The sequence below is a fragment of the Microcoleus sp. A003_D6 genome, from assembly GCF_036702825.1.
Taxonomy (GTDB): Bacteria; Cyanobacteriota; Cyanobacteriia; order Cyanobacteriales; family Microcoleaceae; genus Microcoleus.
Map to the genome: position 1 here is coordinate 1 of NZ_JAUBWA010000211.1, position 6,919 is coordinate 6,919.

Sequence of the window (6,919 nt, forward strand, 5' to 3'; positions counted from 1 at the left end):
AGTCATTAGTCATTAGTCATTAGTCATTAGTCATTAGTCATTAGTCATTAGTCATTAGTCATTAGTCATTAGTCATTGGTCATTAGTCATTAGTCATTGGTTGTTAGTTGTTAGTTGTTAGTTGTTAGTCATTGGTCATTAGTTGTTAGTTGTTAGTCATTGGTCATTAGTTGTTAGTTGTTAGCCCTCAGTTATTATTTGTGAGTTATTGATCGTAATTTTTAGGGGATGAGCCGATAGATTGTAGGTAGGAGTTTAATTGAGGGGCTAAGTCATTAATGATGGCTGTGAGTTCATTTACCTGTTGAACCGTTAAAAGGTTTCGAGTGTAAGCTCGTCTCAACCAGTGCTGGGTTTCGTTCAAAGACGCTCTGGCTATCTTTACAAAGCGTCGATTGTCTTGATAGCTGCCTCGTCCGAGTCCTTCTGCTATATTAGCACCGACGCTATCTGCTGAACGGACAATTTGTTTGCCGATCGTATCTTTGGCAAAAAGATCCCAACAGTGAACTATTTTCCAGATGTCATCTGCTAATCGTTCTGATAATCTATAAACCCGCAATTCCTGAAAACTCTTGCTTGCCATATTACCCTCGCTCTTAATAATCAATGACTAACAAGTAACAACTAATGAACAACAACTAATGACTAATAACTAATGACCAATGACTAATGACTAATGACCAATGACCAATGACCAATGACTAATGACTAATGACCAATGACTAATAACTAATGACCAATGACTAATGACTAATGACCAATGACTAATGACCAATGACTACTGACTATCCAATAACTTGAATCGGCCCAGTAACGCTGCCGCTAAAAAATTGTCGGATCAGTAAATTGTCTGTCGATGCAATGTCATTGACAGTTCCCTCCCACTGCACTTTGCCTCGATAGAGAAACACGATGCGATCGGCAGTGCGGCGGATGGTACTGTCTTGGTGAGTGACGATCGCATAAGTGCTGCAAACACCTTGGGCAGCCTGCAACTCGCGGATTAAATCTTCAATTACCGTCGAAGCGATCGGATCTAAACCCGCCGTCGGTTCGTCGTACAGCAAAACCTCTGGATTATCCCTAGCATTATCGGGATTCGCCATGATAGCGCGGGCAAAACTTACCCGCTTCCGCATTCCCCCAGACAACTGCGCCGGATAGCGTTCGCCAATTGCCGGCAAACCCACCATCTCCAACTTTTCCTCCACCAATTCCCGAATCCGGCGGCGCGGCAGCTTAGAATGCTGGTACAGTAAAAAACCGACATTCTCCTCCACCGTCAGCGAATCAAACAAAGCCGCTTGCTGAAACACCATCCCAATCCCGATCGGATCTGCCACGTCGTCCACCCATCCGACCCTGCGCTGTCCCTGAACGAAAACCTCCCCGGCATCCGGGGCCAACAAACCCGCAATTATCCGCAAAATCGTAGATTTCCCCGTCCCGGAAGGGCCAATAATTGCCAGGGCCTCTCCCCGATAAATCCTCAGATCGACTCGATCGAGGATGGGGTTCTGGCCGAAGGACTTACTTACCCCCTTGAGTTCGATTAGTGGCTCAGCCATAGGATGTTATCAATAAGTTGTCAGTCCTCAGTCATCAGTCTAGCTAATGACTCATGACTCATGACTAATAACTAATGACTTAAATTGACTGCCAGAATCAAAACTCTCTTGTATTGTAAATTTGTCAGCTCGAGCTGTTCCAATACCCTTAAGACTAATTAACCATGTCAATTAGTTCACTTCCTAAAGCCCTCCGCGTCTTGGCTAAAGCCAAGCAGGTTTTTGCCAGTTCCAGAAATCCTTACCCCCCTTCTTTGCGGAACGGGCGAGTTCACCAGTGGTTTAAGTGGTTAGCCCCCGGACTGTTAGTGAAACGGTGGCTGCTGATTAGTGCCAGCGGTGTAGTGCTTGCCACTTTGGGTTTAGCGATTTGGACTGGGATGACTCCCATTTTTTTCCTGTTGCAATTGTTGAGAAATTTTTTGGCGTGGATTGCGGAAGTTATTCCCAATTACGTGTCGGGGCCGATCGTGATTGCTGGCGGGATTTTGTTAATTCTGTGGGGGCAAACTCGCAGTTTGAACTCTATTACTCAAGTGCTGATGCCCGAAGGGAATGAGGAATTGGTCGATCGCCTCCTCAACCACCGCCGCTTGCACCGCGGCCCGAAAATTGTGGCAATAGGGGGCGGTACGGGTCTTTCTAACTTGCTGAGGGGATTGAAGGATTATAGTGCCAAAATCACTGCTATTGTCACTGTGGCCGATGATGGGGGGTCTTCCGGGAGGCTGCGGCGGGAAATTGGAGTATTGCCACCCGGAGACATTCGCAATTGTTTGGCTGCTTTGGCAGATGAGGAAAAGTTATTGACTGAGTTATTTCAATATCGCTTTCAGGCCGGTGACGGTTTGGTGGGTCACAGTTTTGGAAATTTGTTTTTGACGGCGATGAGCGATATTGCTGGAGATTTGGAACAGGCGATCGCCGCGAGTTCTAAAGTTTTAGCAGTTAGGGGAGAGGTGCTGCCGGCTACTCTGAGCGACGTTTCTTTGTGGGCTGAACTGGCGGACGGTAGGAGGATTGAGGGGGAGTCCAGCATTACCGAAGCTAACGGAAAAATCGTCAAAATAGGCTGCATTCCTGCTAATCCTCCCGCTTTGCCCAAGGTGGCGATCGCGCTGAGGGAAGCAGATTTTATAATTATTGGGCCGGGGAGTCTTTATACGAGCGTGATTCCGAATTTGTTGGTGCCGGAAATTGCCGAGGCGATCGCCAACAGCGAAGTTCCGCGCATTTATGTGTGCAATATTATGACTCAGCCGGGAGAAACAGACGGATACAGTGTTGCAGACCATATTCGGGCGATCGATCGCGCTTGCGGCCGGCCCCTGTTCGATGCTGTAGTAGTTCAGGGAAAAGTCCCTTCTGCAAAGGCTTTGATCCGCTATTCTCAGGAGAATTCTTATCCGGTTGTGCTCGATCGCGAAGCAGTAACGCAATTGGGGCGGCGAATTGTCATTGCCAACGTCATGGATGAAGATAAAAATACGGGTTTAATTCGCCACAATTCTCAAAGGTTGGCGGGGATGTTGCTGCGTTGGTACGGCCGCGCCCAGAACATTTAAACGGAGGGGGAGATGGGGAGAGGGGGAGATTGGGAGATTGGGAGATTGGGAGATGGGGAGATTGGGAGAGGGGGAGATGGGGAGATTGGGAGAGGGGGAGATTGGGAGATTGGGAGAGGGGGAGAGGGGGAGAGGGGGAGATGGGGAGATGGGGAGAGGGGGAGATTGGGAGAGGGGGAGACTAATGACTACTGACTGTTGACTAATGACTAATGACTAATGACTAATGACTAAGATGATACTTTCACTTCCAGATGCTGAAGCTACGCGCAATTTTGGTATGGCGTTAGGTCGATCGCTCTCCGCCGGCACTATAATCTTACTACAAGGAGATTTAGGTGCTGGCAAAACTACATTGGTTCAAGGTATCGCCGAAGGTTTAGGAATCTCAGACTCTATTGAAAGTCCTACTTTCACCCTAATTAACGAGTATTTTACAGGGCGAATTCCGCTGTACCATCTAGATTTGTATCGACTAGAACCCGAAGAAGCGGAGGCTTTGCACTTAGAAAGTTATTGGGACGGGTTAGAAAGGGATTTGGGACTTGTGGCGATCGAATGGGCGGAAAGATTGCAGTACAAACCAGAAAATTATTTGCAAATTTGTTTGAGTTATTTAGATACCGGGCGGCAAATTGAATTAATTGGTAATGGCGACTTATTGGATTGGCAATTGGAAATTTGAGAAAAGGCGATCGAACTTACTGCGGCGGGCGGTTGACTCGAATCAATTTACCTCTCAAAGTTTCTTCACCAGCAATAGCATCATTAATGCGTGTTGCCAACTTTTCTACGTTCCTATCTTTGGTACAAACAATAATACCAGCGTGGCCTGGCTGTCGGTTGTGCAGCCCGATAAAATCAAACCTATTTAATGTCAAAACAGCTCTATCGTTAGTGATAGCAAATTCTAGGACTTCAGGATCTGGAATGCCAAGATTTGCTTTTCCTGCTTCCTGAACAGTCAGAATATTGTCTCCAAAAGCGCGCAGCAATTGCACAACTGGCAAAGGAAATTGTTCGTCTGCATACAAATTCAGCATAACTCAGGCTTCCTCATTCTTGCAGATTGCTTCTTCGAGTTCCTCCAGATGTGCATCAGCATAAGTCCAAACATTGACTAAATCGGCCGCGCTGAGATGGGGATAAAATTGTAGAAGTTCAGCATCACTTGAACCTTCATTGCGAAAACCAACAAGCAGCCACACTGGAATCCTAGTTTTGGCAATACAAGCATCGCCGCCACAAACTCCGGGAGTCTTCGTAATTCCCGGCCAGCCATTGTTTAAACTTTGGGTTAACAGCCGTATTGCTTCAGATTTCTCGATCGGAGTTAAGGCCAGGAGTTGTGTTTCTAGTTCTTCGGGGAGCATGGGTAAAATCGCCTTTGCGATGCAGGAATACCCAACTATAACACTTGAGTTAAATTCATGCTTGCTCCGCGTCAAATGTCAAGGCTTCTCCCCTCACATTTGTATCCAATTTACCCTTTTCAAAAACAACTTTGCCGCCAACAACAGTCACAACTGGCCACCCAGTCAAACTCCAACCTTCAAAGGAACTCCAGCCGCACTTGCTCGCCATCTCTGCTCCGACAACCGGGCGGTAGTTCTCCAAATCAACTAAGACTAAATCGGCGTCAAAACCCGGAGCAATCGCCCCTTTGTTCGGAATTTTATAAGCTTTAGCAACTGCCACCGACATCCAGTTAGCAACTTGAGCCACCGTACATCTTCCCTGCACAGCTTGCGTCAGCATCAAAGGCAAAGAAGTTTCGACTCCGGGCATTCCCGACGGCGTATTCGGATATTCTTGAGCTTTTTCTGCTAATGTGTGCGGCGCGTGGTCGGTGGCGATAAAATCAATTACACCGTCGAGTAAAGCTTGCCAAAGTATTTCGTTATCGCGCGGCTCGCGCAAAGGCGGATTCATCTGAGCTAAACTGCCAATTTTTTGATAGGCGCTGCTATTTAACAACAAATGCTGCGGCGTAACTTCTGCTGTCACCCAACTCGGTTTTTCCTGGCGCAACAACTCAGCTTCATCCCCAGTTGAAAGGTGCAGAATGTGCAAGCGGCGCTGATATTTATTTGAAAGTTTTAAGGCTAGTTTAGTTGCTAATAATGCTGCTTGATTGTCTTGAATTTGGGAGTGAATCGCGACATCGGAAATCCCGGCAAATTCCTGACGGCGCTGATTGATTCTAGCTTGGTCTTCTGCGTGTACTGCAATTAGTCGATCGCCCTTGGCAAAAATTGCCTCTAACTTTTCTTCTCCATCCACCAACAACTGCCCGTGCATCGAACCCATAAACACCTTAATTCCCGGAGTCGGATTCGCATTCAACAAATCCGGCAAATTCTCGGGCGTGGCCCCAATAAAAAAGCCGTAATTCACCAAACACTTCTCGGCAGCGCGACTTAGTTTATCATCTAAGGCAGCTTGGGTTGTTGTCAGAGGTCGCGTATTCGGCATTTCCAAAAATGAAGTCACGCCACCCTTAGCGCAAGCACAGCTAGCGGTAAACAAGTCTTCCTTGTGTTCTAAACCCGGTTCCCGGAAGTGAACTTGCGGGTCAATTACTCCGGGTAACAGAGTTAAGCCGATCGCATCTATTTCGCGATCGCCCGATGCGGCAATTTCAGGAGCAACCCGAACAATTTTGCCATCGCAGATTTGCACGTCCCCTACCAAAAACTCGCCGTCGGGTAACAGAATGCGAGCGCGGCGGATTAACAAACTGGATTTGGGAGTCATAATATATCATTAATTGAGTAGACAGCGTGCTAGCATGGAAACATTATTAAGTCTATAATTTGTATCCAGCTCAGTCACTACAATACCCTATGACTCGTTTAGACAAGTCAGCCGACGAAAAACCCCCGCAAGATACCGAAAATCCTTGGATAGAAGGAATTAAGACGATCGGCTTAGCAGCATTCTTGGCATTTGGCATCCGCACCCTGGTTGCCGAAGCTCGCTACATTCCCACCGGCTCGATGCTGCCAACCTTGCAAATTAACGATCGATTAATTATAGATAAGGTCAGCTATCGATTCCAAGACCCCCACCGAGGAGATATTATCGTATTTATGCCTCCTGACCCGGCTAGTTTGTGCACGGGACAGCCACCACCGATCAAAGATGCTTATATCAAGCGAGTGATCGGACTGCCGGGGGATACTGTGGAAGTCAGAGAGGGAAAAGTTTTTATTAACAAGCAGCCGCTACAGGAAAAATATATTGAAGAAATTCCGCAGTATCCCTACGGGCCTGTAGTTGTAGCTCCAAATTCTTACTTGGTGCTCGGCGACAACCGCAACGCAAGCTGCGACAGCCATTATTGGGGGTTTGTGCCCAAGCAAAATATCATCGGTAGGGCAATTGTGCGTTTTTGGCCGCTCAACCGCACAGGCTCGATCGACCCCACGCCCCTTTATCCCGCTAAAAATTAGCTACCATTCAAATCCTCGGCGGTTGGAAACCGCATCTACACAAACCATGTCCGCCTCCGCGGACTAAGAAATATGGAATTTGAGAGCAATGTGCGATGGCTTACGCCCCGCTACGCTACGATTCTTCAACCCGCGCAGGCGGGTTTTGTTTGTGTAGACGCGGTTTCCAACCGCCGGGGTTTGTGGGTTGATGGGTGATATCAATTATTGTGAGATCGGAATCATTCATCTCTTCCTCTGCGTCAAGAGCGGTTTAATAGACCTCTTGCAAAAATCCTTTTAATCAAATTCTGGAACGGGCAAGATGCCCATTCCACAAGAAAAAAAA

Annotated in this window: 7 protein-coding genes and 1 pseudogene; 3 read left to right on the forward strand and 5 right to left on the reverse strand. The window is 47.3% G+C overall.

All coding sequences use genetic code 11. The annotated features are described in order from the left end of the window. Positions 1–205: 205 nt before the first annotated feature. Together QUB70_RS31095 and QUB70_RS31100 are read right to left on the reverse strand one after the other, a co-directional pair. Positions 206–586: a four helix bundle protein gene (locus QUB70_RS31095; RefSeq protein WP_332985603.1), complete on the reverse strand. Its 381-nt coding sequence runs from the start codon at positions 584–586 to the stop codon at positions 206–208. 202 nt (positions 587–788) lie between these two features. Continuing rightward, on the reverse strand, positions 789–1,571 hold the full coding sequence (locus QUB70_RS31100) for an ABC transporter ATP-binding protein (RefSeq protein WP_332985604.1): 783 nt from the start codon (positions 1,569–1,571) through the stop codon (positions 789–791). Between the two features lie 164 nt (positions 1,572–1,735). Between QUB70_RS31100 and QUB70_RS31105 the strand changes: the two are divergent. Together QUB70_RS31105 and tsaE are read left to right on the forward strand one after the other, a co-directional pair. Further along, positions 1,736–3,127 (forward strand): annotated as a pseudogene (locus QUB70_RS31105) (gluconeogenesis factor YvcK family protein); the annotation flags it as partial. A 244-nt stretch (positions 3,128–3,371) separates the two neighbouring features. Beyond that, positions 3,372–3,821 carry a tRNA (adenosine(37)-N6)-threonylcarbamoyltransferase complex ATPase subunit type 1 TsaE gene (tsaE, locus tag QUB70_RS31110; protein ID WP_332985611.1) on the forward strand — a complete coding sequence of 150 codons (450 nt, stop codon included), beginning with the start codon at positions 3,372–3,374 and terminating at the stop codon, positions 3,819–3,821. A gap of 16 nt (positions 3,822–3,837) precedes the next feature. Here the strand turns inward: tsaE and QUB70_RS31115 are convergent, their stop codons facing one another. The 3 genes from QUB70_RS31115 to QUB70_RS31125 are packed head-to-tail and all read right to left on the reverse strand — an operon-like array spanning position 3,838 to position 5,893. Beyond that, positions 3,838–4,179 (reverse strand): DUF5615 family PIN-like protein, encoded by a 342-nt coding sequence (locus QUB70_RS31115; RefSeq protein ID WP_332985606.1) that lies wholly within the window; start codon positions 4,177–4,179, stop codon positions 3,838–3,840. 3 nt (positions 4,180–4,182) lie between these two features. Beyond that, complete coding sequence (locus tag QUB70_RS31120) at positions 4,183–4,509, reverse strand: DUF433 domain-containing protein (protein ID WP_332985607.1); 327 nt, start codon at positions 4,507–4,509, stop codon at positions 4,183–4,185. A gap of 55 nt (positions 4,510–4,564) precedes the next feature. Further along, positions 4,565–5,893, reverse strand: coding sequence for a dihydroorotase (locus tag QUB70_RS31125; protein WP_332985609.1), 1,329 nt, complete (start codon positions 5,891–5,893; stop codon positions 4,565–4,567). An 89-nt stretch (positions 5,894–5,982) separates the two neighbouring features. Here QUB70_RS31125 and lepB point away from each other — a divergent pair, with 89 nt between their 5' ends. After that, entirely contained in the window at positions 5,983–6,591 is a 609-nt protein-coding gene (gene lepB / locus QUB70_RS31130; RefSeq protein ID WP_015174642.1) for a signal peptidase I, read from the forward strand. Positions 6,592–6,919 lie beyond the last annotated feature (328 nt).

Coding starts and splice junctions, on each gene's coding strand:
- QUB70_RS31095 (WP_332985603.1), bottom strand. CDS start 586: ATGGCAAGCAAGAGTTTTCAGGAATTGCGGGTTTATAGATTATCAGAA.
- QUB70_RS31100 (WP_332985604.1), bottom strand. CDS start 1,571: ATGGCTGAGCCACTAATCGAACTCAAGGGGGTAAGTAAGTCCTTCGGC.
- tsaE (WP_332985611.1), top strand. CDS start 3,372: ATGATACTTTCACTTCCAGATGCTGAAGCTACGCGCAATTTTGGTATG.
- QUB70_RS31115 (WP_332985606.1), bottom strand. CDS start 4,179: ATGCTGAATTTGTATGCAGACGAACAATTTCCTTTGCCAGTTGTGCAA.
- QUB70_RS31120 (WP_332985607.1), bottom strand. CDS start 4,509: ATGCTCCCCGAAGAACTAGAAACACAACTCCTGGCCTTAACTCCGATC.
- QUB70_RS31125 (WP_332985609.1), bottom strand. CDS start 5,893: ATGACTCCCAAATCCAGTTTGTTAATCCGCCGCGCTCGCATTCTGTTA.
- lepB (WP_015174642.1), top strand. CDS start 5,983: ATGACTCGTTTAGACAAGTCAGCCGACGAAAAACCCCCGCAAGATACC.